The 22973-nt window shown below is 52.2% G+C and carries 29 protein-coding genes and 2 pseudogenes; 18 read left to right on the top strand and 13 right to left on the bottom strand.

Features of this window, described 5'->3' with window-relative positions; genetic code table 11:
- The first annotated feature begins 247 nt into the window (after positions 1–247).
- Entirely contained in the window at positions 248–811 is a 564-nt protein-coding gene (gene smrA, locus GTGU_RS02570; RefSeq protein WP_038154088.1) for a DNA endonuclease SmrA, read from the top strand.
- Between the two features lies 1 nt (position 812).
- On the opposite strand, the gene umuC is transcribed toward smrA, so the two are convergent.
- The 3 genes from umuC to GTGU_RS02585 form a co-directional block, all read right to left on the bottom strand.
- Positions 813–2078, bottom strand: coding sequence for a translesion error-prone DNA polymerase V subunit UmuC (gene umuC / locus GTGU_RS02575; protein ID WP_038154044.1), 1266 nt, complete (start codon positions 2076–2078; stop codon positions 813–815).
- Entirely contained in the window at positions 2078–2497 is a 420-nt protein-coding gene (umuD, locus tag GTGU_RS02580; protein ID WP_051857281.1) for a translesion error-prone DNA polymerase V autoproteolytic subunit, read from the bottom strand. Before umuD ends, umuC begins: the two co-directional genes overlap by 1 nt.
- A 165-nt stretch (positions 2498–2662) precedes the next feature.
- Complete coding sequence (locus tag GTGU_RS02585) at positions 2663–3547, bottom strand: SDR family oxidoreductase (RefSeq protein WP_038154045.1); 885 nt, start codon at positions 3545–3547, stop codon at positions 2663–2665.
- A gap of 291 nt (positions 3548–3838) precedes the next feature.
- On the opposite strand from GTGU_RS02585, the gene GTGU_RS02590 reads away from it, so the two are divergent.
- The 8 genes from GTGU_RS02590 to GTGU_RS02620 all read left to right on the top strand — a co-directional run bounded on the left by GTGU_RS02590 (position 3839) and on the right by GTGU_RS02620 (position 9607).
- Entirely contained in the window at positions 3839–4024 is a 186-nt protein-coding gene (locus GTGU_RS02590) for a con-10 family general stress protein (protein ID WP_038154090.1), read from the top strand.
- Positions 4025–4121: 97 nt separating this feature from the next.
- Entirely contained in the window at positions 4122–4622 is a 501-nt protein-coding gene (locus tag GTGU_RS02595) for a YciE/YciF ferroxidase family protein (protein ID WP_038154046.1), read from the top strand.
- A 28-nt stretch (positions 4623–4650) separates the two neighbouring features.
- Positions 4651–4863, top strand: coding sequence for a hypothetical protein (locus GTGU_RS02600; protein WP_038154047.1), 213 nt, complete (start codon positions 4651–4653; stop codon positions 4861–4863).
- A 25-nt stretch (positions 4864–4888) separates the two neighbouring features.
- Positions 4889–5395: a ferritin-like domain-containing protein gene (locus tag GTGU_RS02605; protein WP_038154048.1), complete on the top strand. Its 507-nt coding sequence runs from the start codon at positions 4889–4891 to the stop codon at positions 5393–5395.
- 28 nt (positions 5396–5423) lie between these two features.
- Complete coding sequence (locus tag GTGU_RS02610) at positions 5424–6827, top strand: cytochrome ubiquinol oxidase subunit I (protein ID WP_038154050.1); 1404 nt, start codon at positions 5424–5426, stop codon at positions 6825–6827.
- The gene (gene cydB / locus GTGU_RS02615; protein ID WP_038154051.1) at positions 6827–7837 is read left to right on the top strand and encodes a cytochrome d ubiquinol oxidase subunit II; all 1011 of its coding nucleotides are present in this window, start codon (positions 6827–6829) and stop codon (positions 7835–7837) included. The genes GTGU_RS02610 and cydB overlap by 1 nt, the downstream gene beginning before the upstream one ends.
- Entirely contained in the window at positions 7837–7962 is a 126-nt protein-coding gene (locus tag GTGU_RS25285; RefSeq protein WP_156964025.1) for a DUF2474 family protein, read from the top strand. The genes cydB and GTGU_RS25285 overlap by 1 nt, the downstream gene beginning before the upstream one ends.
- Before the next feature lie 25 nt (positions 7963–7987).
- The gene (locus GTGU_RS02620; protein WP_038154052.1) at positions 7988–9607 is read left to right on the top strand and encodes an alpha-amylase family protein; all 1620 of its coding nucleotides are present in this window, start codon (positions 7988–7990) and stop codon (positions 9605–9607) included.
- Here the strand turns inward: GTGU_RS02620 and GTGU_RS02625 are convergent.
- The 3 genes from GTGU_RS02625 to GTGU_RS02635 form a co-directional block, all read right to left on the bottom strand.
- Positions 9604–10590, bottom strand: a complete 987-nt coding sequence (locus GTGU_RS02625) for an SDR family oxidoreductase (RefSeq protein WP_038154053.1) — start codon at positions 10588–10590, stop codon at positions 9604–9606. The genes GTGU_RS02620 and GTGU_RS02625 overlap by 4 nt on opposite strands.
- Positions 10591–10890: 300 nt before the next feature.
- Positions 10891–11337 (bottom strand): DUF421 domain-containing protein, encoded by a 447-nt coding sequence (locus GTGU_RS02630; protein ID WP_038154054.1) that lies wholly within the window; start codon positions 11335–11337, stop codon positions 10891–10893.
- A gap of 8 nt (positions 11338–11345) precedes the next feature.
- Positions 11346–11849, bottom strand: coding sequence for a hypothetical protein (locus tag GTGU_RS02635; protein ID WP_038154055.1), 504 nt, complete (start codon positions 11847–11849; stop codon positions 11346–11348).
- A 152-nt stretch (positions 11850–12001) separates the two neighbouring features.
- Between GTGU_RS02635 and GTGU_RS02640 the strand changes: the two genes are divergently transcribed.
- From GTGU_RS02640 to mdtI, 4 genes are all read left to right on the top strand, one after another.
- Positions 12002–12397 carry a YdeI family stress tolerance OB fold protein gene (locus GTGU_RS02640; protein ID WP_038154092.1) on the top strand — a complete coding sequence of 132 codons (396 nt, stop codon included), beginning with the start codon at positions 12002–12004 and terminating at the stop codon, positions 12395–12397.
- 160 nt (positions 12398–12557) lie between these two features.
- Positions 12558–12728: a protein YdgV gene (locus GTGU_RS26980; RefSeq protein WP_425427395.1), complete on the top strand. Its 171-nt coding sequence runs from the start codon at positions 12558–12560 to the stop codon at positions 12726–12728.
- Between the two features lie 112 nt (positions 12729–12840).
- Positions 12841–13203: a multidrug/spermidine efflux SMR transporter subunit MdtJ gene (gene mdtJ / locus GTGU_RS02645; RefSeq protein ID WP_038154056.1), complete on the top strand. Its 363-nt coding sequence runs from the start codon at positions 12841–12843 to the stop codon at positions 13201–13203.
- Positions 13190–13519 (top strand): multidrug/spermidine efflux SMR transporter subunit MdtI, encoded by a 330-nt coding sequence (mdtI, locus tag GTGU_RS02650; protein WP_038154057.1) that lies wholly within the window; start codon positions 13190–13192, stop codon positions 13517–13519. The genes mdtJ and mdtI overlap by 14 nt, the downstream gene beginning before the upstream one ends.
- A gap of 273 nt (positions 13520–13792) precedes the next feature.
- On the opposite strand, the gene GTGU_RS02655 is transcribed toward mdtI, so the two are convergent.
- From GTGU_RS02655 to GTGU_RS02665, 4 genes are all read right to left on the bottom strand, one after another.
- Positions 13793–14620 (bottom strand): trypsin-like serine peptidase, encoded by an 828-nt coding sequence (locus tag GTGU_RS02655; RefSeq protein WP_038154058.1) that lies wholly within the window; start codon positions 14618–14620, stop codon positions 13793–13795.
- A 101-nt stretch (positions 14621–14721) separates the two neighbouring features.
- Positions 14722–14805 carry a small membrane protein YdgU gene (gene ydgU / locus GTGU_RS27155; RefSeq protein WP_472926876.1) on the bottom strand — a complete coding sequence of 28 codons (84 nt, stop codon included), beginning with the start codon at positions 14803–14805 and terminating at the stop codon, positions 14722–14724.
- A gap of 72 nt (positions 14806–14877) precedes the next feature.
- Positions 14878–15210, bottom strand: coding sequence for an acid resistance repetitive basic protein Asr (gene asr, locus GTGU_RS02660; protein ID WP_038154059.1), 333 nt, complete (start codon positions 15208–15210; stop codon positions 14878–14880).
- A 152-nt stretch (positions 15211–15362) separates the two neighbouring features.
- The gene (locus GTGU_RS02665; protein ID WP_038154060.1) at positions 15363–16613 is read right to left on the bottom strand and encodes an MFS transporter; all 1251 of its coding nucleotides are present in this window, start codon (positions 16611–16613) and stop codon (positions 15363–15365) included.
- Positions 16614–16730: 117 nt separating this feature from the next.
- Between GTGU_RS02665 and GTGU_RS02670 the strand changes: the two genes are divergently transcribed.
- The 3 genes and pseudogenes from GTGU_RS02670 (at position 16731) to bioD (ending at position 19801) form a co-directional block, all read left to right on the top strand.
- A complete protein-coding gene (locus tag GTGU_RS02670) occupies positions 16731–17627 on the top strand; it encodes a LysR family transcriptional regulator (protein ID WP_038154062.1) in 897 nt (298 codons plus the stop codon).
- A 131-nt stretch (positions 17628–17758) separates the two neighbouring features.
- Positions 17759–18979 carry a sugar metabolism global transcriptional regulator Mlc gene (mlc, locus tag GTGU_RS02675; RefSeq protein WP_038154064.1) on the top strand — a complete coding sequence of 407 codons (1221 nt, stop codon included), beginning with the start codon at positions 17759–17761 and terminating at the stop codon, positions 18977–18979.
- A gap of 125 nt (positions 18980–19104) precedes the next feature.
- Positions 19105–19801: pseudogene (gene bioD / locus GTGU_RS02680) on the top strand (dethiobiotin synthase).
- Positions 19802–19893: 92 nt separating this feature from the next.
- Here bioD and GTGU_RS02685 read toward each other — a convergent pair.
- A complete protein-coding gene (locus GTGU_RS02685; protein ID WP_038154065.1) occupies positions 19894–20145 on the bottom strand; it encodes a DUF1161 domain-containing protein in 252 nt (83 codons plus the stop codon).
- 155 nt (positions 20146–20300) lie between these two features.
- Here GTGU_RS02685 and GTGU_RS02690 point away from each other — a divergent pair, with 155 nt between their 5' ends.
- Both GTGU_RS02690 and GTGU_RS02695 read left to right on the top strand, forming a co-directional pair.
- Positions 20301–21059, top strand: coding sequence for a hypothetical protein (locus GTGU_RS02690; RefSeq protein ID WP_038154066.1), 759 nt, complete (start codon positions 20301–20303; stop codon positions 21057–21059).
- A 74-nt stretch (positions 21060–21133) separates the two neighbouring features.
- A pseudogene (locus tag GTGU_RS02695) lies at positions 21134–21845 on the top strand (YnfC family lipoprotein).
- On the opposite strand, the gene speG reads toward GTGU_RS02695, so the two are convergent.
- Both speG and GTGU_RS02705 read right to left on the bottom strand, forming a co-directional pair.
- Positions 21839–22396: a spermidine N1-acetyltransferase gene (gene speG / locus GTGU_RS02700; RefSeq protein ID WP_038154067.1), complete on the bottom strand. Its 558-nt coding sequence runs from the start codon at positions 22394–22396 to the stop codon at positions 21839–21841. The pseudogene GTGU_RS02695 and the gene speG sit on opposite strands and share 7 nt — an antisense overlap.
- A 60-nt stretch (positions 22397–22456) precedes the next feature.
- Positions 22457–22798 (bottom strand): DUF1283 family protein, encoded by a 342-nt coding sequence (locus GTGU_RS02705; protein WP_038154068.1) that lies wholly within the window; start codon positions 22796–22798, stop codon positions 22457–22459.
- Positions 22799–22973 lie beyond the last annotated feature (175 nt).

Raw genomic sequence — 22973 nt, forward strand, 5'->3', positions numbered from 1 at the left:
ACACAGCAATTCATCCTTCATTTATACTCGCCCGTTTTTCCGTGTGCGAGTTAATAAAAGTTATAGCGTTTCGAGAAAATATTGCCATCCCTATCTTCATCTTATTTCACACAAAATTAACAAAACTGATAAATATTAATCTGAATACCATTATATTAAGTGCGGTTTAACTGTTAACAAATACCATATTGTGACAGTACGGTAGCACGGCTATAGTACTTCTTCAGACGTTGCTGGAGGATTGATGATGAACCCTGACGACAAATCGCTGTTTCTTGACGCCATGGAGGATGTCCAGCCCCTGAAGCGATGTAATGATGTGCACTGGCAGCCAAACAGAAATACGCGTAAGCCGTACACCCTTGACACCCTGCAGCTCGACAATTTTCTGACGACGGGTTTTCTGGACGTGATCCCGTTGAGTACACCGCTGGAGTTTAAACGCGAAGGGCTACAGACCGGTGTGCTGGACAAACTACGACAGGGGAAATACACCCAGCAGGCCAGCCTGAATCTGCTGCGTCAGCCGGTGGAGCAATGTCGCCAGCAGTTGTTTGCTTTTATCCGTCATGCCTGTGAAAAAGGCTTGCGCAACGTGCTGATTGTTCATGGAAAAGGGCGCGAGGATAAGTCTCACGCCAATATCATCCGCAGCTATCTCGCGCGCTGGCTGACGGAGTTCGACGATGTTCAGGCGTTCTGCTGTGCGTTACCGCATCACGGTGGAAACGGTGCCTGCTATGTGGCGCTGCGCAAATCAGCTGAAGCGCGTCAGGAAAACTGGGAGCGTCATGCCAAGCGCAGTCGCTAGGTCATTTCGCGACCGGAAAACTTTCATAGCGCGTGGTCCAGGCGGGAGAGAGCATCTCCCGCTTCATGGCCCAGGGCTGCTGAATACCCTGACCGGCAAACCAGATCGTTCCCCGGCCTGATTTATTCAGCGAATCAATCACCCCCATCAATGCCGCGCTGTTTGCCTGCGGCTGAACCACATCGAACAGGTTTAACTGCACCACACCCTGACTGTAAAAATCGCTGAGCATCACACCGGCTTTCATGTAGCGACAGCCGTCGCGCCAGATACGACTAAGATTTTCCGTTGCGACACGGACGATGTCCCGCGTGTCGTTAGTGGGGGTGTTTAAACGACCGGAGGTCTGGTTGGCATAGTACACTTCGTTTTCTGCGTGGGGACTGGTGCGCATAAACAGACTGATGATGCAACAATACTGCTTTTCTTCGCGTAGCTTTTCTGCCGCGCGCTCTGCATAAGCGCACACCGCCTGATGCATCTCTTCATATTGCGTAATGCGATGGCTGAAAGAGCGGCTGTTGATGATCTGCTGCTTCGCAGGAGCAAACTCCTCCAGTACCAGACAGGGCTCACCGCGGAGTTCGCGCACGGTACGCTCCAGCACTACATTAAAGTGCTTACGGATCACCCAGGTCGAACAGTTCGCCAGATCCAGCGCGGTTTGAATACCCATCAGGTTTAGTTTTTTCGTGATTCGACGCCCGACACCCCAGACTTCATCTGCAGGAATTTTCGCCATCAGTTTCCGTTGCCGATCGACATTTGATAAATCCACCACGCCGCCGGTCTGTGGCTGCCATCGTTTGGCGGCATAGTTCGCCAGTTTGGCGAGCGTTTTTGTCTGCGCGATGCCGACGCCGACCCAAAGCCCGGTGTGTTTGTAGACGGTCTCCCGTACCTGTCGGCCAAATGTCTCCAGACTGAGGCAATTCTCAATGCCGGAGACATTCAGAAACGCTTCATCGATAGAATAGATTTCCATGGACGGCGCCATTGCATCCAGCGTCAACATGACGCGGTGGCTCATGTCGGCATACAGTTCGTAATTCGAGCTGAACACGCTGACACCAAGGCGCTGCAGATCATTTTTGAGCTTAAAGTACGGCTGCCCCATTTTCAGCCCAAGCCGTCTGGCTTCCGGCGAAAGGGAGATCAGACAGCCGTCGTTATTGGAAACCACGGCAATGGGCTTATCCTTCAGATCCGGGCGAAATACCCGTTCGCAGGAGGCGTAAAAGCTGTTCACATCAACCAGGGCAAACATTAGCGGTTCGCTTTCAGGGTGAAGGTGACGACGCCAAAAATCTCCAGTGTCTCTTCTCGGTGGATGATGATAGGGGAGAAAAGCGGATTGCGCGGCATCAGTTGCAACCGTGGGCGCGTACGCAGCTCTTTCACCGTGAATTCACCGTCGACGGCGGCAATGACAATATCGCCATCCACGGCCGTGAGGGCGCGATCAACAATCAGTAAATCACCGTCGTGGATCCCAGCGTCGATCATCGAATCACCGGTGGCGCGAATAAAATAGGTGGAGGAGGGGTGTCTGATGACAAACTTATTCAGATCAAAGCTGCTTTCAATGTAATCCTGCGCAGGGCTCGGGAAACCACAGGGAACGCGCTCAAGAAAAAGCGGTAACGCGTTGATATTTCCGGTTTCAGACTGGCTGGCTGTTCGCATGATGGTGATCCTTACTACATACTGTATTTATATACAGTATTGCGAATTAACGGAACGAATCAAGCGACTTATCGGGTCTTCAGCCAAAGGTATTGAAGTATGAGGAAATTTAATCTGGCAGAAAAACAAACGGCAGGTTTCCCTGCCGTTGTGGTCTCGTGCGCTTTACAGTGTGCCGGTGCCGCCGTCAGAGCACCACACCTGGCCGGACGCGTAAGAGCAGGCGTCGGAGGCGAGGGTAACATACAGCGGCGCGATTTCAACCGGCTGGCCAGGTCGGCCCAGCGGCGCGTCGGCACCAAATTGCTGCACTTTTTCCTCAGGCTGACCGCCGCTGGACTGCAGTACGGTCCAGTAGGGGCCAGGTGCGACCGCATTCACCCGAATGCCTTTCGGCCCAAGCTGCTTAGCCAGCGCTTTGGTGAAAGCCACCAGACAGGCTTTAGTCTGGGCGTAATCCAGCAGAATGGCGCTGGGTTTAAACGCCTGCACGGAAGAGGTATTGATGATCACGGCATTGGCTTTCAGGTGCCGCAGTGCCGCTTTAGTGATCCAGAACGTCGCATAGACGTTGGTTTTAAAGGTTGCATCAAACGCCTCTGTCGTCAGATCCTCAATGGATTCGCAATATTGCTGACGCCCCGCGTTATTCACCAGAATATCCAGCCCACCCAGTTTCTGCACCGCATTCTCTACCAGCGAACCGCAGAAGGCCTCATCACGAATATCCCCCGGGATCGGGATCGCTTTGCCGCCCTCAGCCTTGATGAGTTCAATAACGGTTTCCGCATCGCTCTCTTCTTCGGGCAGGTAGTTGATGGCGACGTCGGCGCCTTCACGGGCAAACGCGATAGCCACAGCGCGTCCTATCCCGGAGTCACCACCGGTGATCAGCGCTTTTTTACCGAGAAGTCGTCCTGACCCCTTGTAGCTGGTTTCACCATGATCGGGGATCGGTTTCATTTCCGATGCCAGTCCCGGCGGATTCTGTGGCTGTTTGACAAAGGGTGGACGGGGATAGTGCTGCGAGTGGTTTGCGTTGTCACTCATAATTGGCCTCCTTGAACACGTGAGTTTTAAGAATAGACGCTGTTTCGCGGTTCGTGGGATAAATCAGAATAATTAGAGAAGAAGTCTTAAAAATAATTTTACGGCAAAGATTGAATACCTTCTACTCCATTATTTTTAGGGTGTTATTAATATTTTTCCGCCTCGTTTGCAACAACAGTGGATGCTTTTTTATATTTGACTATACGGTAACAGCGACTAGTGTTAAATATCCACGGCGATGATATGCAAATGCATGTCATTACTTTTTCAACAACACAGAAAGGTAACGTTATGGCAGAGCATAGAGGCGGTTCAGGTAATTTCGCAGAAGACCGTGAAAAAGCGTCTGAAGCAGGACGTAAAGGCGGACAGCACAGCGGCGGGAATTTTAAAAATGACCCGGAACGTGCTTCCGAAGCCGGGAAGAAAGGCGGCCAAAGTAGCCACGGCGGTGGCCGTAAATCTGGCGACAAATAAGTTTTATGACTAGTCTTTCATTGCAATTGTGAATGAAATGAGCACGCTGCGGGTCTACGGGCTCGCAGTTTCCGGAAATAATACAGGAGTATACAGCATGAAACTTCAGAGCGTAGAAGATATCTTTATCCATCTATTATCTGATACTTATAGTGCAGAGAAGCAACTCACCCGTGCGTTGTCTAAACTGGCAAGAGAAGCCTCCAGTGAACAATTGAAAACTGCATTCAGCAGCCACCTTGAAGAAACTCAGGGGCAAATTGAGCGTATTGACCAACTCGTTGAGCAGGAAGCCAATGTTCGTATTAAACGAATGAAATGTATTGCGATGGAAGGGCTTATCGAAGAGGCCAATGAAGTCATTGAGTCTACAGAGAAAAATGAAGTCCGCGACGCTGCGTTAATTGCCGCTGCGCAGAAAGTCGAGCACTACGAAATTGCCGCTTACGGTACCCTCTGCACCCTCGCGGAACAGCTCGGTTATAAGAAAGCGGTAAAACTTCTGGCAGAAACGCTGGAAGAGGAAAAAAGCGCCGATTTGAAACTCACCGATATAGCAGTAGGGAAAGTCAATCAGGGCGCGAAAAAAACGGCATAATCGCGTTAACTATTAAAGGCTAACAGGAATGAGTCTGGCGCCTCACATTATTAAACGATGTCATCTCGCAGCCGCTGTTACATGGTGTGCCCTTGCCATACCCTCCGTAATTTGGTGGAAAGACAGCGTGCTGTGGGTAATTATCATCAGTATTTATGCAAATATTGTTGGCCATTTATCTGGTTATAGCGCTGCCAGAGCCGATCAGGCTGCAGAGGATGAGAAATCCAAATCTGAATAGCTGATAAATATCGCGAGGAAGAATGATGACGCATATAGAAAATTATCATGACTGGTTACGTGACGCCCATGCAATGGAAAAACAAGCAGAATCAATGCTTGAATCAATGGCCAGCAGGATAGAAAATTATCCGGATTTAAAAGCCAGAATTGAACAGCATCTTTTTGAAACAAAACGCCAGTTGACCGTTCTTGAAGGTATTATTGATCAGAACGGTATTTCCCGCTCCGTAATTAAAGATTCCATGAGTAAACTGGCGGCACTGGGGCAATCTATTGGCGGCATGCTTCCGTCAGACGAAATTGTCAAAGGCGCTATTAGCGGGTATGTCTTTGAGCAATTTGAAATTGCCTGCTATACCGCGCTACTGATCGCCGCTGAAAAAGCAGGGGACACCGCCTCCATTCCGGCGATTCAGACTATCCTTGCAGAAGAACGCAACATGGCCGACTGGTTGTTGCAACATCTTCCTGAAGTCACGGAACAATTTATTCTGCGCTCAGAAGCAGAAGGCGTTGAAGCCAAAAAATAAATCGTCCGGGTAAATTCAGGAGATAATAATGGCTGAGTTAGATGCCTTTCATCTTGCCAGACTACAATTTGCGTTTACGGTCTCCTTTCATATCATTTTTCCAGCCCTGACCATCGGACTCGCCAGTTATCTGGTGGTTCTCGAAGGCATGTGGCTGAAAACCCGTAACGCGCTCTGGCGCTCGCTTTACCATTTCTGGCTCAGCATTTTCGCCGTCAACTTCGGAATGGGGGTGGTATCGGGTCTGGTGATGGCCTATCAGTTCGGGACCAACTGGAGCGGCTTTTCGCAGTTTGCAGGAAGCATTACCGGGCCATTGCTGACCTACGAAGTGCTCACCGCCTTCTTTCTGGAGGCGGGTTTTCTTGGTGTCATGTTGTTTGGCTGGAATAAGGTCGGTCCGGGACTGCATTTTTTCGCCACCTGCATGGTCGCGCTGGGCACGCTGATGTCCACCTTCTGGATCCTCGCCTCGAACAGTTGGATGCACACCCCGCAAGGCTTTCATATTGCCGACGGGCAGGTGGTGCCGGACAGCTGGATGGCAGTCATCTTTAACCCCTCATTTCCCTGGCGGCTGGTGCATATGTCTACCGCCGCTTTCCTGAGCAGCGCACTGTTTGTGGGCGCGTCGGCCGCGTGGCATCTGCTGCGAGGCAACGATACTCCGGCGATTCGTAAAATGTTTTCTATGGCGCTGTGGATGGCGTTGCTGGTCGCTCCAGTCCAGGCCGTGATTGGCGATATGCACGGACTGAACACGCTTGAACATCAACCCGCCAAAATCGCCGCCATAGAAGGGCACTGGGAAAACAAACCGGGAGAAGCGACGCCACTGCTGCTGTTTGGTCTGCCAGATATGGACGAAGAGCGGACCCGTTATCCGCTGGCCATCCCCGGGTTGGGCAGCTTGATTCTGACCCATAGCCTGGACAAGCAGGTGCCTGCCCTGAAAGATTTCCCCGCCGAAAACAGACCCAACTCGACAATTGTTTTCTGGTCGTTCCGCGTGATGGTCGGTGCCGGTCTGCTAATGATTACGATGGGGCTGGCGGGTCTCTGGCTGCGCTATAAAAAACGCCTTTATCAGTCGCGGCCCTTTTTGTGGTTCGCATTGGGCATGGGGCCGATGGGACTGGTGGCGATCCTCGCCGGGTGGATAACCACGGAAGTGGGCCGTCAGCCGTGGGTGGTGTATGGCCTGTTACGCACCCGGGATGCGGTTTCCGCTCACAGTACCTTGCAGATGAGCATCAGTTTGCTCGCCTTCATTGTGGTCTACTTTGCGGTATTCGGCGTTGGCTATCTGTATCTGATTCGGCTTATCAAAAAAGGCCCGAAACCGGAGCAGGATCTGACCCTGCATACTGACGGTACCCCGGCACGCCCACTCTCTGCGGCGGAAAAATTACCACCACAGGAGAAATTCTGATGGGTATCGATGTTGCGGTGATTTGGTTTGCCATCATTGTCTTTGCCACGCTGATGTACATCATCATGGATGGGTTCGATCTGGGCATCGGCCTCCTGTTCCTGTTTGTCCGCGGAAAAGAAGAACGGGACGCGATGGTGAACAGCGTGGCGCCCGTGTGGGATGGCAACGAAACCTGGCTGGTGCTTGGCGGGGCCGGGTTGTTTGGCGCCTTTCCTCTGGCTTACGCGGTGATCATTGATGCGCTGACCATTCCCCTGACCGCAATGCTGATTGGGCTAATCTTCCGCGGCGTGGCGTTTGAGTTTCGCTTCAAAGCGACGGAAGAACACCGGTCGTTCTGGGACTATGCTTTTATGGGCGGTTCGCTGCTGGCGACCTTCAGCCAGGGCGTGGTGGTGGGTGCCATTATTCACGGTTTTCCGGTTGTTGACCGCCAGTTCGCCGGCGGGGCGCTGGACTGGATCACTCCGTTTAATTTGTTCTGCGGTATCGGACTGATGGTGGCGTATAGCCTGCTGGGCTCGACGTGGCTGATCCTCAAAAGCAGTGATGCGTTACAGGAGCAGATGCGAGCGTTGACGCGGGGATTTCTGCTGGCACTCCTGGTCGCTATCGCTATTGTCAGCCTGTGGACACCGCTGGCGCTACCAAAAATTGCTGAACGCTGGTTCTCATTTCCGAATGTTTTCTACTTTATGCCGGTACCGGCGCTGGTTGTCGTCTTCAGCCTGTGGCTGTGGCGGCAGACCCGGCGCGTCAGCAGCCACGCCTGGCCGTTTGTCCTGACATTAGGGCTCGTTTTTCTCGGTTTCAGTGGGCTGGGTATCAGTGTATGGCCGCATATTATTCCACCGGATATTACCATCTGGCAGGCCGCGGCGCCGCTGGCCAGCCAACTCTTTATGCTGGTCGGCACATTGTTGATCGTGCCGGTGATCCTGGTGTACACCGCATGGAGCTACTACGTCTTTCGCGGCAAAGTGCAGAGCGACGAAGGGTATCACTAATGGTACGAAAAATAGCAACCAGAGCCGGGTGGATGATACTGATATGGCTGGGAAGCGTCCTGGCCTTGCTGGCGGTCAGTTCGTTGTTGCGTTGGTTGATGACGCTGGCCGGTCTGCATACGTAAATCATCAGAAAGGCGCAATCACAGAATGAAAGCAAAAAAGAGCTGGTATAGCCAGGCGGTTATTTACCAGATAGATACTTCGCTTTTTTATGATGCAAATGGTGACGGGTGTGGCGACATAACAGGGATCACCGAAAAGCTGCAGTATATTCGTCGCCTCGGGGCGACCGCAATCTGGATAACACCGTTTTACCTGACGCCGTTTCTGGATGAAGGCTATGACGTGACGGATCACCTGCGACCGGATCCGCGCTTTGGCTCCATTTCGGCGTTTATTGAATTTGTCGGGCAGGCGAAAGCGCTGGGATTGCGCGTCATCATTGAACTGGTTATTCAGCATACCTCGTCGCAGCATCCCTGGTTTCAGCAGGCGAGGCGCGACAAAAATTCGCCCTACAGAGACTATTACCTCTGGGCCGACGAGCCCGATCCTGACGATGATCCGCCGATGTTTCCTGGCGTGGAGAAAAGCGTCTGGAGCTGGGATGACGAGGCAAAGCAGTATTACCGGCATATGTTCTACCACCATGAGCCTGATCTGAATCTGGCCTTACCGGCGGTGCTTGAGGAGATCGACAACATCGTGTTGTTCTGGCTCAGGCTCGGCGTATCGGGATTCCGGCTGGATGCGGCGTCACATCTGACGAAGCAGGCCGGAAAAGGGGATGAAAAAGAGGGATACTGGATCCTCAACCATCTGCGCAAGCTGGTTGCCAGCACGAATCCACAGGCGATTATTCTCGGTGAAGTGGACGTACCGGTAAAAGAGTATCGTCATTATTTTGGCGATGGCGATCGTCTGCATATCACGCTCAATTTCTGGCTGAACAAATATTTCTATGTCAGTCTGGCGCGGAAAAACGCGCGGCCAGTGATCGACGCGCTGGATAAAATGATCACCCCGCCTGACGGGTGCTGTTTTGCCAACTGGTTACGCAACCATGATGAACTGGACCTGGAAGGCATCGGGGAGGCTGACAAAAAAGCGGTGCTAAAGGCGTTCGCGCCGGATAAGACAATGTATGTCTATCAGCGTGGCATCCGGCGGCGGCTGGCACCCATGCTGTCGGGGAATCTTCAGCACCTGGCGGTGGCGCATGCAATCTTGTTGTCGTTGCCTGGCGTGCCGGTGATGCGTTACGGCGATGAAATTGGCATGGGGGACGATCTGCGTCTTGAAGAACGCTATGCAGTACGAACACCCATGCAGTGGTCATCCCGTGAGGCAGCCGGGTTTTCCAGGGCGGCCCCGGAGAAACTAATTCGCGCGCCCATTGCATCCGGCCCCTGGCGCTATCAACAGGTCAACGTTGAAAAGGCGCTACTGAGCCGAAACTCGTTGCTGCACCGGATTATCGATATGGTCAATGCGCGGGCAGTGCTGCCGGAAATCGGTAATGCGCCATTTACCATCATCCGCGTTGAACAGGCCTCGGTGCTGGTGATCCTCTATCAAAGCGAAACCAAAAAGGTACTGACGCTGGCTAATTTCAGTGATCGTCCCGCCAGTGTCATCCTCGAACCACTGGCGGACGGGTATTGGGAAGCTTGCCTCGAAGACAAGCGCTATTCAGCGCCCGACGCTGAAGCGGGCGTTGAACTTGGCGGCTATGGTTACCGGTGGTTCAGTCAACAACGCGACTAGCGCTTTCGCTGCAGCCACCGCGCCAGTACCACCACGCCGGTCACCACTGCGGCGCAGGAAAGCGCTTTGCCGGGCAGATCGGAAGGGATGTTCAGCGCCTGGTTTCTGGCGCCATCGCCGTAACGGCCGTGAGTGTGGTGGTGACACTGTAACGGCGTGAACAGGTTGTCTGGCTGGTTGTCGAAATGTGGTTCGCTGGTCAACTGGCCTGCCCAGGCTTTCTTTACCATGAGCCGGTCGAGAAAGCGCGGGAACAGAAACTGTCCGACAATCGACTGCAATGTACTCTTGCCCACCCATAGTTCACGAACCGGACGCAGGGTAACAGAATAGATCGCCTTGGCGGCGACTTCTGGCTGGTAGACCGGTGGCACCGGTTGCATCGCAAAGCCCATTTTGTTGCGCGCCCAGGCGAACTGCGGCGTGTTCATGCCCGGTAGCTGCACCATAATGAGTTGTATGCCGCTTTGCTCATGCATCAGTTCCGTACGCACCGCATCAGTAAAACCACGAATTGCCGCTTTCGCGCCGCAATAAGCTGACTGCAGCGGAATGGAACGGTAGGCGAGCGCGGAACCCACCTGGATGATAACGCCACGATTGCGCGGTCTCATTACCGCAAGCGCCGCCCGAGTGCCGTTGACGAAACCATAATAGGTCACCTCCGTGACACGCTGAAATTCGTCGTGGCTCATGGTGGTAAAAGGCGAGAGTACCGCGCACATGGCGTTATTGACCCAGACTGCGATCTCACCGAGCTGTTCTTCTATCTGATGTGCCGCCTGCATTACGGCGGCAGCATCGGCAACGTCTGCGCTGATAACCTGCACCCTGACGCCACGACGCTCACAGTCGATGCGGGTGGCTTCCAGTCCCGCGTCGCCTCTGGCGATAACGGCAATATCGTACCCTGCATCGGCGAAACGCAGCGCGGTGGCTTTTCCTGCTCCCGCGCTACCACCGGTAATCACAACGACAGACATACAGACCTCGCTATTTTTTCAGTGAAAAAAGTATGGCAGCCAACCGCCTGTTCAATTTTAAGATGAATCTTAATCCCGGAATGCATTGAAACAGGCGACATTTTTAATAAGGCTATCTGCATTGCTTGTTAACCGCTCACAATGTTCCTACGCTTAAATATCATTGGTAAAAAAGTACTGGTCAGGAGGTAATATGGAAAACAAACTCATCATTGAAAAAGAACAGGATGATCCGGCAAGCGCACCGGAGTCAGGAGATAAACAACCCGAGCGTGATAAATAACCATAACCGGCAGGCGACTATCCGTCTGCCGGAATAATGGAAATTTGCCCGTTACGTTCAAGAATGGCAAATTTAATTTTTTCGATTTGGTAAATGCCATGATTCTGTCTGGCAACCAGCATAATATCATCCGTGGAAACGTTAACCTTTTTTATCTTGTTATCAATGGGAGTGCCATTTTCAATCAGCACAACAGGCGCGCCATCGAGTAATTGTTCGGCACGAGAAAACCGTTTTTTCATAAAACCGAACAGGATATCAACCACAATCAAAGTGACGATGGTCAGCATCGCGCCTGTCACGGAATAATCGGTTCTCAGTAGCGCCTGCTGTGTTGCCTCACTGATAATCAATAATAATATCAGGTCAAAGCTGGTCATCTGCAACAGCGTTCTTCTCCCGGCTATTTTGAATACAATCAACAGGATAAGGTATATCGCTATCGCTCTGAATACCATTTCCATAGCATCTCCTAGGGATAGACAAACTGGCTGAAGGTGATTTCGGGTTCACTGTTGACTTTAACCGTATTGGCGATGTTGCCTGGTTTTTTGGGCGTAACGGAAATCCACAGTGAAAGTGGAGACTGAACGTCGGCGGCGTTATAAATTAAATACAGAGTATTACCTTTACTGTACATACTGTCAGGTTCTGGTCGAATATCACCCAACTGATAATTATTCAGCAAAGAATTACCAATACTGACAATATAACGACTGGCGTGCAAACTCTGAAGGGTGATATTTATTTCAGATTCGCTGGTCAACCTTTCGAAACGGTCATAGTTAATGTCCAGTGTATGCGTGCTATTTTGTTTACTGGCAGAACTCAGCAGACCGTTAGAAAAAAGACCGGCCACAGCAGAAAAAATGATGGCTAACAGAAACAGCACGCCAAAGCGATTAACGTTATATTCAAAGTTGAGGGCGCTGGGGCTTTCCTCAACCCGTGGGTCTTCCTTATCTTGTTGTTTCATACATAAATATCTCGCTGACGGTTATTTATAAAAATTCTTTAATGCCAGTAATACTATTCTGATAGAGACAATTATGTGAATTTACGTTTGTAAAAATTAAAAATAGCAACCAGGCTTAATAAGTCAAGGTAACGGACAACGTGGAGGAATACGTGAAAAAACTATTACTGTTGGGATACTGTTTTCTCATGCTGCAAAACGGCTATGCTGCGCAAGAAGCAGGGGGCTTAAAGAAAGATGCGGCACCGCCTCCACCTCATAAGATAGAAGACGGCTATCGTGGCACCGAAGACGAGCACGTTATGACCGTCAAGTTCGCCAAAACGATGCATGACGGGGCGACGATTTCGCTGCGCGGTAATCTGATTGAGCATCTGGGTGATGATCGCTACGTTTTCCGCGATAAAACCGATCGCATAGAGGCGATTATTCTCGCCGCCGTGTTTGATGGCCGTAAAGTGCAGCCCGATCAGCTGTTAAGCATCAACGGCAGTCTGGATAAAAAAATGTCACCGCCCATCCTGCGCGTCGACCGCCTGCAAAAATAGTCGTTACCTCCTGGCGCATTGCCGTCAGGGGGCATTACGATTTGCAGAAGCAGATTCATGAAGAGGATCACCGTAAGAATAAACTCATTGCGGGTAAATACATTCAGTAAAGAAATGAAAAGGTTTTGAGTAAAATGTGGCGTTATGCTACAAATTAAGCGTGTTTAACTACCGAGGACAATTTTCATCCGCAATGACGAGAAGCAACACCGCGGATAATTGTAATTTTATGGACAATATGTTCAGTACGTTATTTTTTACCCACTCTGTTACGCTTTCCTCCTCCTTTACTCATTCCCTGGGTGAGCAGCACTGGCGCAACGCGCTATAGTCCTTTTTTCTGCCTGAGCTGACGCTTCGCGTCTGCGAAATCCTATAGATTTTTTCGGTTCGCGCTAAATCGCTGGCCGTCAAGGAATATATTCTCAAGCAGGAGAAAAAATATGTTTTACTGGATCTTATTAGCATTAGCTATCATTGCCGAAATTACGGGCACTTTGTCGATGAAATGGGCAAGTGTCAGTGACGGCAATACCGGCTTTATTTTAATGCTGGCAATGATCACCCTTTCCTATATTTTCCTGGCATTTGCGGTGAAAAAAATCGCCCTCGGTGTAGCCTATGCGTTATGGGAAGGGATTGGTATTTTGCTGATCACTTTGTTCAGCGTACTGTTATTTGATGAACCCTTGTCAATGATGAAAATGGCAGGTCTGTCGACACTGGTTGTGGGTATTGTGCTGATTAAATCAGGCACTCGTAAAACGACCGCGCTGAAGAAGGAGCCGACTCATGCCGCAGTTTGAGTGGTTCCACGGCGCCTGGCTGGCACTGGCCATTGTGCTGGAAATTCTGGCTAACGTGTTTTTAAAATTCTCCGACGGTTTTCGTCGCAAAACCTATGGCATCCTGTCGCTGGCCGCTGTGCTGGCGGCGTTCAGCGCACTGTCGCAGGCGGTGAAGGGGATTGATTTGTCTGTCGCCTACGCTCTGTGGGGCGGTTTTGGTATCGCCGCGACGCTGGCTGCTGGTTGGGTGCTGTTTGGTCAGCGTCTGAACGGTAAAGGCTGGGCTGGCGTCATCCTGCTGATCCTTGGCATGGTGATGATAAAACTCGCCTGATGTGATCGCTGTCCGTATTTCCGGGCAGCGAAATTTAATGGCTGTATTACGCTTAACGGAAAGAACAGAAAATTTCTCCGGCCTCTGTCTGTATGAGGGTAGCGAATGCTCAATCCGTTAAAGTGGCGTAATATTCCTACCGCACAGACGCTCTTTGTAATGATCTTGATGGCCGGGACGGGACTTGTCGTTTCTATTGTTGCTGTTACAGGGGTTTTACTTCAGTGAGCCGGTGCCCATCGCCTCGCTAATGCAGTTACGTCAGCAGCAGCACTAAGGCGACTCCTTTGCCAGCGCTTCCAGCTTGTCGTGAAAACCGGTGACGGAGATGGCGCGGTTGTCGGCGCGCCAGCGATCTTTCGCCGCCGGTGCTGAACTTTGTACGCCAATCACCTGCCAGCCGGCATCGGTTTTCAAAAGCAATGGAGAACCACTGTCGCCGGGGAGCGTATCGCACTGGTGGGACATCACGGAAGTTTGCGCCCAGCCCGTCACAATGCAGTCCTGATGGCTGTAGAGATCGTCAATGTGATCAAGAGGATAACCGGACTGCGTCACCTTGCGGTTACTGGCTTTCAGGGCGGCGATCAGCGCCGCTCTGTTGCCTTCAAACAATGGCAGCGGTGTGATGCCTGACGGCGCATAGTTCAGAATAATCAGCCCATAATCCCAGGGGGCGGCGGAAGATGGCACAATCCAGCCTTCACCATCCGCCTTCAGACGGCGACCCAACGAGGGTTCAACGCGTCCTTCAATACCATGAATTTCATAGCGCCAGAGGCCTTTCTGCGACACAAAGCGCAGGGCGATGGCCTTGTCGGGCTTTGCGTCAGGCGGCGTCAACAGACAATGACCGGCAGTGAGCGCGAGACGTGGCGAGATAAGCGTCGCGGTGCAGAGATTGCCACTTTCGGTTTCCAGTTGACCGATGGCGTCCCAGGGGGCGTCTGTTGGATCGGTAACGCGTACTCTGTCATCCTGGCCGAAAAAAAGTGTTTTTACCTCGCTCGCGCTGATGCTGTCATCATCCGGACTGTCGGCGTGGGCGAAAGTACAAAGCAGGCAAAGCGATCCCAGAACAGGTACTACGAATTTGCGCATATCTCACTCTGATGGGGCAATTAGAATTATTAAAAGTGAACCCAATGAAACAACTATAGACGGGACAGCAGAAAAGGGGGAGTAAAATCAGCGTGCTACAATCAGGATAAGAAAAATCTCGTCGCAATAAGCGCGCAAATAATCAGCAGAATAAGGATGAGCTCAAATCGATAGCGCCGCAACATCATTGCTCTCCAGAAAAAAACGGCGCTGAACCAGCGCCGATTTAGTACACAGAAATAGATGACCAGACGAGATTATGCGGCTGGTTTTGCTGCCGGTTTAGTGGCTTCGTGTTTCACATGTTTTTTGTGTTTTTTCGCGGCCTGCGCTTTCTGTTCTACCGGTTTGGTCGCTTCAGCTTTAGCGGCTTTTTTGTGGTGTTTTTTAGCAGCCTGGGCTTTCTGAGCCGGTGCTGCTTTTTTGTGTTTTTTATGATGCATTGTTTTTGCCGGAGCAGCCTGCGTGGTGGTAGAGGCCGTAGCAGCAGGTGCAGCCGGAGCCGCTGTAGAGGTTGCAGTGTCAGCCGCGAATGCAGCGGAAGACAGACCCATAGCAGCGGCAACAACCAGAGCTAATACTTTATTCATTCTGATACCCTCGAAATTAGTTTCTTCATTTCAACCCCACTGCGGGGCCGTTGAAGAAACTATATCCCTGTGTTTAAAGGCTTTCCGTGAGTGATTGGTATCGGCATGTAACCGTATGTACAATGCCGGGAGCAGGCTCCCGGCCGGAAATGTTAATGCAACCGCTTATGCAACGACGCCCCCACCAGCAACGCCACAACCAGCATCAATGCGATAAACCCACCGACGCCATTCCAGCCGTAGTTATGCCAGAAAACGCCGCCGAGGGTACCGGCGATACTGGAGCCCAGATAGTAGCTGAACAGATACAGTGACGATGCCTGCCCACGGGCACGGCGGGCGCGTGGGCCGATCCAGCTGCTGGCGACCGAGTGCGCAGCAAAGAAACCGGCAGAGAACAGCAGCATGCCCGCAAAAATCAGCCACAGGGAGGAAAACAGCGTTACCAGCAAACCGGTAAGCATCACGGCGATACCGAACAGCATCACCGGGCCGCGGCCATAACGCGCGGTCATCGCACCGGCTTTGGGCGAACTCCAGGTACCGGTGAGATAGGCGACCGACAGTAAACCCACCACCGCCTGGCTCAGTGACCACGGTGACATCATCAGGCGATAGCCGATGTAATTAAACAGCGTGACGAATGCCCCCATCAGCAGAAAACCTTCGAGGAACAACAGTGGCAAACCGCGATCACGCCAGTGCAGACGGAGGTTGATAAACAGTGTTTTTGGCCGCAGCGACGTTGGCCTGAAATGGCGCGATTCAGGCAGGATCCGCCAGAACATCAGCGCGGAAGCAAGGGCAAAGCAGCCGATGACGGCCATTGCGATACGCCAGCCCATAAAATCGGTAAACACCCCGGTCAACAGACGTCCGCTCATTCCGCCAATAGAGTTACCGCTGATATACAGCCCCATCGAGAACGCCACAAAGCTGGGGTGGATCTCTTCGCTCAGATAGGTCATCCCGACCGCCGCCACGCCGCTCAGCGACAGGCCAATCAGCGCGCGCATGATCAGAATGCCATGCCAGCTGGTCATCATCGTTGAGAGCAACGTGCAGCAGGAGGCCAGCAGCAGCGCGGTAACCATCACCGGTTTGCGACCAATGGCGTCGGAGAGCGGGCCGGTAAACAACAGGCCAATCGCCAGCATTGCAGTGGAAATCGACAGTGAAATACTGGTACTGGCAGGCGAGATGCCAAATTCATGTGACAGAATCGGCAGGATAGGTTGCACACAATAGAGCAGGGCAAAGGTCGCCAGACCCGCAGAGAAGAGGGCGAGGGTAACGCGCATAAACTGGGGCGTTCCTCGCCGGATAAATTCCGTCGGCTGAGATACAGGTGCTTCGTTGACCTCGCCAGCCGGGGCGGTGTCAACCGTAGTAGTACGACTCACAGTAGATCCTTGCAAAAACGAGCGTTTCATCACACGTCTGGAAGACGCAACACCAGAGTAGGAAATTGTAAATATTCTGTCTAATATATTAATAATCTCAAATGATACATTCTATATATGAATATCGAACTGCGTCATCTCCGTTATTTCGTTGCCGTCGCCGAAGAACTCCATTTCGGCCGTGCCGCGGCGCGTCTGAATATCTCTCAGCCACCACTTAGCCAACAAATTCAGTCGCTTGAACAGCAGATCGGCGCGCGCCTGTTTGCCCGCACCAACCGCAGCGTGAGCCTGACGGCGGCAGGGAAACAGTTTCTGGCGGATAGCCGACAGATCCTGAGCATGGTAGAGGATGCCGCCTCGCGTGCTGAACGGCTTCATCAGGGCGAAACGGGGGAACTGCGGATCGGATTCACGTCTTCAGCGCCGTTTATTAAGGCGGTATCTGACACGCTGTCGATGTTTCGTCAGCATTACCCGGACGTTCATCTGCAGACGCGTGAGATCAACACCCGCGAACAGATAGCACCGCTGAATGAAGGCACGCTGTATTTAGGACTGATGCGTAATACGCAACTACCGGACACCCTGGCATGGCAGATGATCTTGCGCGAACCGCTGCTGGCGATGATTCCGCGCGTCCATCCGTTGGCTCAGCAATCATCAGTGAGTCTGTACGATCTGGCAAAAGAACCCTTTGTTTTTTTCGATCCGCATGTAGGGACCGGGCTGTATGACGACATTCTTGGTTTGATGCGGCGCTTCGGACTGTCGCCAGTGATTACCCAGGAGGTGGGCGAGGCGATGACGATCATCGGACTGGTTGCGGCAGGGCTTGGGGTATCGATTTTACCGGCGTCGTTTAAACGGGTGCAGTTGCATGAAATGTGCTGGTTACCGATTGCCGAAGAAGAAGCGGTGTCGGAAATGTGGCTGGTGTGGTCGAAGCATCGCGAACTCAGTCAGGCTACGGAGCGATTCAGACAACATCTCATTCAGGTTGCGAATACTTAATAATTCTGCTGAATCAGGGGCAAAAAATGTGCGGTTAATCACAAGGCTAAGTAAAAATTTGACGACCACTACTGAAGTGCTTCACCATAGCCCAACGTTTATTTCGAAGCGCGAAAATAAGGAAGACAGTGGTGGTAGCCGATAGTCAGCCAGGGCATATTGATCAAATAAAGCAGACGAACGCAGGAGCGGTATATCGACTGATTGATCAGCTCGGTCCGGTTTCGCGTATCGATCTCTCCCGGCTCGCGCAACTGGCTCCGGCCAGCATCACCAAAATCGTTCGCGAAATGCTCGAAGCGCATCTGGTCCAGGAGACAGAAATCCAGGAGCCGGGCAGCCGTGGCCGACCCGCCGTCGGGCTGATGGTGGAAACGGAAGCCTGGCATTATTTATCGTTGCGTATCAGCCGTGGCGAAATTCATCTGGCGCTTCGCGATCTCAGCAGTAAGCTGGTGGTGGAAGAGCAACTGCCGCTTCCGTTGCAGGATCCCGCGCCGTTTTTGTCCCGTATCATCACCCACATCGACCAGTTTTTTATCCGTCATCAGCACCTTCTGGAACGCCTGACGGCTATTGCAATCACCCTGCCGGGGATCATCGACACGGAAAACGGCATTATCTACCGGATGCCATTTTATGAAGATGTGAAGGAAGTACAGCTCGGCGAAACGCTGTCTGAACATACCGGCGTGCCGGTATATATTCAGCACGATATCAGCGCCTGGACTATGGCCGAATCCCTGTTTGGCGCCTCACGCGGCGCGCGCGACGTGATCCAGGTGGTCATTGACCATAACGTAGGTGCCGGGGTGATCACCGACGGCAGGTTGCTTCACGCCGGCAGCAGCAGCCTGGTGGAGATTGGCCATACGCAGGTCGATCCCTACGGAAAACGCTGCTATTGCGGCAACCATGGCTGTCTGGAAACCATCGCCAGCGTGGAGAGCGTACTGGAACTGGCACAGGTGCGAATGAACCAGTCGATGAGCTCCATGTTGCATCAACAGCCACTAAGTGTGGACTGGCTGTGTCAGGCGGCGCTGAAAGGGGATTTACTGGCGAAAGACATTATCAGCGGTGTCGGTACCAACGTCGGGCGAATCCTCGCGATCATGGTGAATTTGTTTAACCCGCAAAAAATATTGATTGGCTCGCCGTTTAACCAGGCGGCAGATATCCTCTTTCCGGCGATAACCGACTGTATTCGCCAGCAATCCTTACCTGCCTACAGCCGGCATATCGCGGTGGAAAGCACGCAGTTCTCCAACCGCGGCACCATGGCCGGGGCCGCGCTGGTAAAGGACGCCCTCTATAACGGATCTTTGCTTATTCGACTGTTACAGGGTTAACAATTTTTCATAGTTCAAGAAAAATTGCGCTATCTCAATCTGTCCCATTCTGGCATCGCGTAGACTTTCACTACTTGAATAATTACCTTTCTTGATATTTTACCGGCATAACTGTGGAGTTAGTGATGCTTAAGCGTTTCTTTGTAACGGGAACTGATACTGCGGTCGGGAAAACGGTCGTTTCCCGCGCACTGCTGCAGGCGCTGGCTGCCAGTGGCAAAAGCGTCGCAGGGTACAAACCGGTTGCGAAAGGCAGTAAAGAGACGCCAGACGGGCTGCGCAATAAAGATGCGCTGGTGCTGCAAAGCGTATCCACACCGGAGTTGTCTTATGCGGCGGTCAATCCTCTGGCATTTAGTGAAGAGGAAAGCAGTGTTGCGCACAGTTGCCCAATCAATTATTCGCTGCTGTCGAACGGGCTGGCGCAACTGAGCCAGCAGGTCGAACACGTTGTCGTGGAAGGCACCGGCGGCTGGCGCAGTCTGATGAACGATTTGCGACCACTTTCCGAGTGGGTGGTTCAGGAGCAATTGCCGGTTATTCTGGTGGTGGGGATCCAGGAGGGGTGCATCAACCATGCGCTGCTAACGGCGCAGGCGATTGCCAACGATGGTCTGCCGCTGATTGGCTGGGTGGCGAACCGTATCAACCCAGGGTTGGCGCATTACGCTGAAATCATTGACGTATTGAGCAAAAAAACTTCCCGCGCCGCTCATCGGTGAACTGCCATACCTGCCACGCGCGGAACAGCGCGAACTCTCGCACTATGTTGATGTCTCCATTCTTGGCAGCGTGCTGGCGGTAGACCGCGTTTTCGCCTGATGCCGTAACCCACCGGGCAGCGTTCTGCTGACCCGGTAACTTACCTTCGTGTTCAGCTCTCTTATCGCGGAAATGCGTGACGTTGTCACTCTCTATTGTGCGTCACTGGTGCGGGTGTAGAGGATTTTAAAGGTATCGTTAGCGCAGTGTCCTACCACCTGCGAGCCTGCTTTATCAGCCTGGTCGTTGGGGACGATATCAAGGGTGAATCCGGACTCCGGAACGCCATTACTGATGATCTTCTGCGCAATATCCTCTTTCACACGTTCGCAGGAATCGGGGGCTGCCAGCGCAGGCGCGGATGCCGCAACGAGTAAAGCCAGTAACCATTTTGCTGATTTCATGTTCGCCTCCTTGTGTTGGATAGTCTTCAAAGGATAGCAGAGTGAAATCGGCGATCCCAATGCTTCGGCATTCTGAGATGCATCACAGTTACTTCTTTTCAAATTTGTATATATTTTGGCAAATCATCACGGATGTTAATTAAGCAGGAGGCTTTATGCCGTTTTCGCTCAAACCCGCGACCTTACTGGTCTGTGGCCTGACGCTTTTGCTTGCAGGGTGCGCCACACAACCCGCTTCCCATAATGAAACCGCCGCGGCGGCAGAATTATCTGCGCCACAGCCCGCGCCTGCGCAGGAAGAACGGCTGGGCACGGCGTGGGGTGAGAATATCGACTCCAGCGTGGTTTCCGTCGAAGCGAATCGTCAGAGCAGCCGTCCGACGCGTATGGCAACCGTGTATTACCTGGGCGGACGAGTTCCGTCTGATGCCCGAACCTACACCCAGGTGGCATTGGGTGATGTGGAAATGCGCATCCAGGATGACAGCGGCAGGAACATGAAAATCATCCGTAATGCGCGCGGTGATCACCAGCTGTTTGCCTTTGAAGGCGAACGGTATGCCCTGGCCTTCAACAACCACAGCCGCACGGTGACGTATGAAATCGTCTCTACGGTGGATGGTCTGGACGTGCTGACTGGCAAACCGGGTTCCATTGAACAGCGGGGTTATCTGTTGTATCCACGCACATCACTGCGGATTGAAGGATTCCGTAAAAGCGATGACGCCGTCGCCGCGTTTCGTTTTGCTCATCCGGACGCCGCTTATGCCGCAAATTCAGCCTATGGCGATGCCGGTAACGTTGGCGTGATCGGCGTGGCCACTTTTGCCATCGCACCGGAAAAACTGCCGGACTGCAAACCTCAGGCATGGCCGGATAATAACGGGTATGCGCAACCGCCGTGCCGCAAGTAATGGCGCGATGGCTGTTCGGCAGCAGGATTTAATTGCTACTATTGACGGGAAAATTCTCCGAACAGGAAAAAAGCGTGAAGAAATTGCTGATGATGGCGCCAGTGACGCTGATTTTAGCGGGATGTGATAATACCTCGACGCCAGCGGCTTTCACCCCGGAAATGGCGAGCTTTTCCAGCGAGTTTGATTTTGACCCGCTGCGCGGCCCGGTGAAAGATTTCAGCCAGACACTGATGGACGCGCAGGGGAAAGTCGCGAAATACGTGACCGGGAAGATGTCGGAAGAAGGGTGCTTCGACCTGCTGGAGTTTCATGATCTGGAAAACAACACTGGCGCGTCGCTGGTGCTGGATGCCAACTATTATCTCGATGCTATCTCGCAGAAAAAACTGTTGCGATTGCAGGGGAAATGCCAGCTGGCAGCGTTGCCGGCGTCGGGCGTAACGTGGGACACTGATGATAACGGGTTTGTCATTTCTGCGAGGCGGCAAAGATATGCACATCACCTATCGCTACGACAGCGATGGTTATCCGTTGGGCAAAACCACCGAAGCGAAGGACGAGCAATTGTCGGTCATCGCCACGCCGTCAAAAGACAAGCGTAAAAAGATGGATTACACCGCTATCAGCACGTTGAATAACAGGCGGATCGGCAACGTTATGCAGCGTTGCGATTACGATCGTCACGATAACCCCGTCAACTGTGATTTGCAGATTGTTGATGAAAGCGTAAAACCGCCGGTAACGCGGAAGTACACCATCAAAAATAATATTGAATATTACTGAGCCGTCGGTTTCAGCAGCGTGTTACCGGTTTTATGCCCGGCAAGATACTGATGCTGGAAAATACACATCCGAATGGTGTTGCGGTATTCACCATTGATAAAGAACTCATGGATGAGTTCTCCTTCCACCATAAAGCCCAGTTTGCGGTAGATGTGAATGGCTTTCTCGTTTTCTTTATCGACGATTAAATAGAGCTTATAGAGATTCAGAACGGTAAAACCGTAGTCCATCGCCAGCTTCGCCGCTCTCGACGCCAGCCCTTTGCCCTGGTATTCCGGGGAGATGATAATCTGAAATTCGGCGCGGCGGTGAACGTGGTTGATTTCAACCAGTTCAACCAGACCGGCGTTCTCACCATTGCACTCCACCACGAACCGACGTTCGCTCTGATCGTGAATGTGTTTATCGTACAGGTCGGAGAGTTCAACGAAGGCTTCATATGGCTCTTCAAACCAGTAGCGCATGACGCTGGCGTTGTTGTCGAGTTGATGAACAAAGCGCAGGTCTTCGCGCTCAAGCGGGCGTAGCTTGATAGTCCAGGCGTCAGCCATGAAAAATCCTTACTGTGACAACGAGTGAAAAGGGTGCCAGCAAGTGGGCACCCGTCGGGATTATGGGTTGATGGCGCGGCCGGTTGAACGATCAAGGCAGCGAAGGGTATTTGGCTCCCAGTAAGCATTCAGGTTAGCGCTCTGTTCGCATTTGTCGCGGGCGTCAAATGCCACGTCTGCTTTATCAAACTCTTTTTCAGCGCGTTTGTTCACTTTCTGACGTAACGAACGGGTGTCGTTCCACTGTTCTTTTTGCATCGCCGCTTCCTGACGGCTCAGCGCACTGTCACCGGATTCAATAACCAGTTTGCTGGTTTCGGCAAAAGAGGAAGTCGTGTACCCGAGAGCACCCAGCGTCAGCATTGCCGCGAGGCACAGGCGTTTGCTAAGCGTAATTTTCATTGCGGTTTCCTTTGGTGATGAATGCGGTTAATCCCTGTGCAAAGTTTACAACATTCTTGCCAGAAAACGCATTGATTAATGTCAGATGGCGCAGGAGCAGGCGCGGCAGAGAAACTGAAAAATAATCCTGGATGATGTCATTTTTGTGATCAATATACTTGTATGGTAGCAGCCA

Origin of the sequence: Trabulsiella guamensis ATCC 49490, assembly GCF_000734965.1 — a bacterium.
Lineage (GTDB): Bacteria > Pseudomonadota > Gammaproteobacteria > Enterobacterales > Enterobacteriaceae > Trabulsiella > Trabulsiella guamensis.

Coding starts and splice junctions, on each gene's coding strand:
- smrA (WP_038154088.1), top strand. CDS start 248: ATGAACCCTGACGACAAATCGCTGTTTCTTGACGCCATGGAGGATGTC.
- umuC (WP_038154044.1), bottom strand. CDS start 2,078: ATGTTTGCCCTGGTTGATGTGAACAGCTTTTACGCCTCCTGCGAACGG.
- umuD (WP_051857281.1), bottom strand. CDS start 2,497: ATGCGAACAGCCAGCCAGTCTGAAACCGGAAATATCAACGCGTTACCG.
- GTGU_RS02585 (WP_038154045.1), bottom strand. CDS start 3,547: ATGAGTGACAACGCAAACCACTCGCAGCACTATCCCCGTCCACCCTTT.
- GTGU_RS02590 (WP_038154090.1), top strand. CDS start 3,839: ATGGCAGAGCATAGAGGCGGTTCAGGTAATTTCGCAGAAGACCGTGAA.
- GTGU_RS02595 (WP_038154046.1), top strand. CDS start 4,122: ATGAAACTTCAGAGCGTAGAAGATATCTTTATCCATCTATTATCTGAT.
- GTGU_RS02600 (WP_038154047.1), top strand. CDS start 4,651: ATGAGTCTGGCGCCTCACATTATTAAACGATGTCATCTCGCAGCCGCT.
- GTGU_RS02605 (WP_038154048.1), top strand. CDS start 4,889: ATGACGCATATAGAAAATTATCATGACTGGTTACGTGACGCCCATGCA.
- GTGU_RS02610 (WP_038154050.1), top strand. CDS start 5,424: ATGGCTGAGTTAGATGCCTTTCATCTTGCCAGACTACAATTTGCGTTT.
- cydB (WP_038154051.1), top strand. CDS start 6,827: ATGGGTATCGATGTTGCGGTGATTTGGTTTGCCATCATTGTCTTTGCC.
- GTGU_RS25285 (WP_156964025.1), top strand. CDS start 7,837: ATGGTACGAAAAATAGCAACCAGAGCCGGGTGGATGATACTGATATGG.
- GTGU_RS02620 (WP_038154052.1), top strand. CDS start 7,988: ATGAAAGCAAAAAAGAGCTGGTATAGCCAGGCGGTTATTTACCAGATA.
- GTGU_RS02625 (WP_038154053.1), bottom strand. CDS start 10,590: ATGTCTGTCGTTGTGATTACCGGTGGTAGCGCGGGAGCAGGAAAAGCC.
- GTGU_RS02630 (WP_038154054.1), bottom strand. CDS start 11,337: ATGGAAATGGTATTCAGAGCGATAGCGATATACCTTATCCTGTTGATT.
- GTGU_RS02635 (WP_038154055.1), bottom strand. CDS start 11,849: ATGAAACAACAAGATAAGGAAGACCCACGGGTTGAGGAAAGCCCCAGC.
- mdtJ (WP_038154056.1), top strand. CDS start 12,841: ATGTTTTACTGGATCTTATTAGCATTAGCTATCATTGCCGAAATTACG.
- mdtI (WP_038154057.1), top strand. CDS start 13,190: ATGCCGCAGTTTGAGTGGTTCCACGGCGCCTGGCTGGCACTGGCCATT.
- GTGU_RS02655 (WP_038154058.1), bottom strand. CDS start 14,620: ATGCGCAAATTCGTAGTACCTGTTCTGGGATCGCTTTGCCTGCTTTGT.
- ydgU (WP_472926876.1), bottom strand. CDS start 14,805: ATGTTGCGGCGCTATCGATTTGAGCTCATCCTTATTCTGCTGATTATT.
- asr (WP_038154059.1), bottom strand. CDS start 15,210: ATGAATAAAGTATTAGCTCTGGTTGTTGCCGCTGCTATGGGTCTGTCT.
- GTGU_RS02670 (WP_038154062.1), top strand. CDS start 16,731: ATGAATATCGAACTGCGTCATCTCCGTTATTTCGTTGCCGTCGCCGAA.
- GTGU_RS02685 (WP_038154065.1), bottom strand. CDS start 20,145: ATGAAATCAGCAAAATGGTTACTGGCTTTACTCGTTGCGGCATCCGCG.
- GTGU_RS02690 (WP_038154066.1), top strand. CDS start 20,301: ATGCCGTTTTCGCTCAAACCCGCGACCTTACTGGTCTGTGGCCTGACG.
- speG (WP_038154067.1), bottom strand. CDS start 22,396: ATGGCTGACGCCTGGACTATCAAGCTACGCCCGCTTGAGCGCGAAGAC.
- GTGU_RS02705 (WP_038154068.1), bottom strand. CDS start 22,798: ATGAAAATTACGCTTAGCAAACGCCTGTGCCTCGCGGCAATGCTGACG.